This is a genomic window from Micromonospora vulcania (assembly GCF_042658605.1).
Lineage (GTDB): Bacteria > Actinomycetota > Actinomycetes > Mycobacteriales > Micromonosporaceae > Micromonospora > Micromonospora vulcania.
The window spans coordinates 1-1,331 of the sequence record NZ_JBHSQS010000056.1 but is presented as its reverse complement, the minus strand read 5'-3'; the positions used below and the strand labels follow the sequence as shown (position 1 = coordinate 1,331).

Sequence of the window (1,331 nt, the reverse complement as noted above, 5' to 3'; positions counted from 1 at the left end):
CAGGGCCTCGGCAAAGTCGTGACGGTGTCTGACTTGTGGGGCTTGGAGTAGAAGCGCCGCTGTTGGTGGCAGCAAGACGGGCATGACCTGTTCGGAAGATCATCAAGGTTCCTACGCCATGCTGATCGCCTGAAGTGAGTCATGCCCGCGCTGCCATCATCGCTGATCTCGTCGTTGTCCCACGCACCGGCTCTGACCGTGCCGGAAGCCGCTGGTGGGCTGCCCACGGCGCTCGCCGGTCTGCCTGATCCACGGGCCCGGCGAGGTGTCCGGCACCGGTTGACAGTCGTGGTCACCGCAGCGGTGTGTGCTGTGGTCGCCGGCTACCGCTCGTACGCCGCGATCGCCGAATGGGTCGCCGACGTTCCGGCCGCGACAGCTCTCGCCCTGGGCATGACTCCCGATCGGCGCCCGTCGGAGGCGATGATCCGTCGCCTGTTGCAGGCCGTGGACCCGCAGTTGCTGACGGCCGCGATCGGAGTCTGGCTCACCGGCCGGGCCACCGCCGCTGCCTCGACGACCTCGCAGGCGATCGCCGTCGACGGTAAGACCCTGCGCGGCTCCCGCACCACCGACACCGCCGCCCGACACGTGATGACCGCCTGCGACCAGGCCACCGGCGTGGTCCTGGCCAGCATCGACGTCGACGACAAGACCAACGAGATCACTCGGTTCGCGCCGCTGCTCGACCAGATCAGCGACCTGCGCGGCACCGTGATCACCGCCGACGCCCTGCACTGCCAACGTCAGCACGTCACCTACCTCGCGCAACGCGGCGCGCACTGGATTTTGACCGTCAAAGGCAACCAGCCCCACCTGCACGCCCAGCTCACCGCACTGCCCTGGAGGGCCGTCCCCGACGCCACCCGCGACACCGACCGCGGACACGGCCGCCGCGAGATCCGCAGCCTGAAGATCCTGACGATCTCCACCGGCATCGACTTCCCGAACGCCGCCCAAGCCATCCAGATCCGCCGCCGCAGACGGCGCCTGGACCAACCGAAACGCTTCACCACCGAGACCGTCTACGCCATCACCGACCTCCGCGTGCACCAGGCGCAACCGACACAACTGGCGGCGTGGATCCGCAACCACTGGTCGATCGAGAACAAGGTCCACTGGGTTCGCGACGTCACCTACGACGAAGACCGCAGCCAGATCCGCACCGGCACCGGACCCGAGGTCATGGCCGCACTACGCAACGCCGCCATCGGCGCCCTACGCCTGCAGGGAATCACCAACATCGCCGCAGCCAACCGGCATCACGCCCGCGACAGCACCCGCCCACTGGCACTACTCGGCATCACCTGACGACTTTGCCGGGGCCCTGG

The 1,331-nt window shown here is 68.1% G+C and carries 1 protein-coding gene; it reads left to right on the top strand.

Annotated elements, in window-relative coordinates; translation table 11 throughout:
• Positions 1 to 141: 141 nt before the first annotated feature.
• Entirely contained in the window at positions 142 to 1,311 is a 1,170-nt protein-coding gene (locus ACFQGL_RS32140; protein ID WP_377516417.1) for an ISAs1 family transposase, read from the top strand.
• Positions 1,312 to 1,331: the final 20 nt, after the last annotated feature.

Bases quoted from the DNA above. Each gene is read 5' to 3' on its own strand.
- ACFQGL_RS32140 (WP_377516417.1), top strand. From the start codon at position 142: ATGCCCGCGCTGCCATCATCGCTGATCTCGTCGTTGTCCCACGCACCG.